Consider the following 1,483-nt stretch of genomic DNA (forward strand, 5'->3'; position numbering starts at 1 on the left):
GCGTGGAAGCGCCCGTGCATGGAGAGCCGGATGCGAGGAAACCCGCACGTCCGGTTCGGGAAGAGGGATGGAGAAACTCGTCTCCGAGAGGGGATGGAGCGCTTCATCTCTACTTTCACGGCGCAACTCCTTCCACGGGCTTGCCGAAGAAGTGGCGACGGTTCTGCTCCCAGAGCGCGGCACAGTGCGGATCGATGGGGTCGGCCGTCTCGATCTGGGCGCAGCTCTCGAGATCTGCCGACGAGAACGACGCCGTCGTCCTGCTCACGACAATATCGGGCTCCGGCCGCCGACCTGCGGCGGCAGCGAGCGCGGCCGGCACGGCGCCCACCAGGCCGGTGACAATGTGGGTCCGAAGCGCGGTGTCCCGGTCCATGGGTCCACCTCACTTGCCGTGGAACATGGTGACGGCGGCCGGCTGGTAGCTCGACTGGGCAGAGAAGCGCCCGTAGTGCTCCTGCCCCTCGGACACAGCAGCGGCGCGTTCAGCTTCGGACAGAGCCTGCGCCCGGCCATTGGCCGTGATCACGGCGGTGAGGTCGGAGAGCTGCTCAGCCTGGAGGGCCTGAAGCTGGTTGCCGGCCTGCATGGCCTGCAGCGCGCCGGTTGCCGCCTGGCTCTGGTCCACCAATGTGGAGGACTGCGTCCGATTGGTGTCGAGATTGCCGACGACACCGGCTTGGACCCGCATCGCGTCCTGAAAGCCCGCGAGCGTCGTCTCCCAGCGGCTCTTGGCCTGGGAGACGAGTTGTGCGCCTGAGGTGCTCAGGGAGACAGAACCGTATTAGCTCTGGAAGGCCTGATCGATGGCGCTGACGTCATAGGCAATCTTCTGTGCCTGACCGAGCAATTTCTGGGTGCGCTGGGCTGGCTGCTGGAATGCGTTGATGGAGGAATAAGGCAGGTTCACGAGATTGCGGGCCTGGTTGATCAGCATCTGCGCTTCGTTCTGCAGCGAGGTGATCTGGTTGGTGACCTGCTGTAGCGCCCGGGCCCCCTGGAGGAGGTTCTGGGCATAGTTGGAGGGATCGTAGACCACGTACTGCGCCACGGCCGGCGCGAACGGGCTGACGAGGAGCGGCGTGGCGACGAGCGCCGCCCTCAATGAACGGCGGATCATGGGCGTGTCTCCAGATTGTCGAGGGTGGGTCATCTTTTGCCTTTGCGAACAGGGGTACCCCGGCCCGATCGGTGGGCTCGATAAACCCTGAAGCACAGTCCCGTTGGAAGGGGAGATACGGCGCCTGCTGCGGCTGCTGTGCCCCTGGTTCAGAACGGTGAGATAGCGCCACGATCGCACGACGCATCCGTCGCAGGGCATGTTCAGATCGGTCGCCAACGAGCGGGAAGTGAAAGCGAGGGCTAGCACTACTTTGGCAGAATCAGATTGGCGGTCTCCAGATGGCCCTTCGGCAGTGGGGACAAGTTGGCGATGTCGAGGAAAATGCCTTGAGGACGGCCCGGCGGACCTGAGGCAGGGTCG

At 64.5% G+C, this 1,483-nt stretch carries 1 protein-coding gene and 1 pseudogene; both read right to left on the reverse strand.

Translation table 11 applies throughout. The annotated features are described in order from the left end of the window. Window positions 1-115 precede the first annotated feature (115 nt). On the reverse strand, window positions 116-376 hold the full coding sequence (gene trbK-alt, locus L0966_RS22140; protein ID WP_234054269.1) for a putative entry exclusion protein TrbK-alt: 261 nt from the start codon (window positions 374-376) through the stop codon (window positions 116-118). Between the two features lie 9 nt (window positions 377-385). Continuing rightward, window positions 386-1,120: pseudogene (gene trbJ / locus L0966_RS22145) on the reverse strand (P-type conjugative transfer protein TrbJ). Window positions 1,121-1,483: the final 363 nt, after the last annotated feature.

Origin of the sequence: Xanthobacter sp. NM-59, assembly GCF_021401125.1 — a bacterium.
GTDB lineage: Bacteria > Pseudomonadota > Alphaproteobacteria > Rhizobiales > Xanthobacteraceae > Xanthobacter.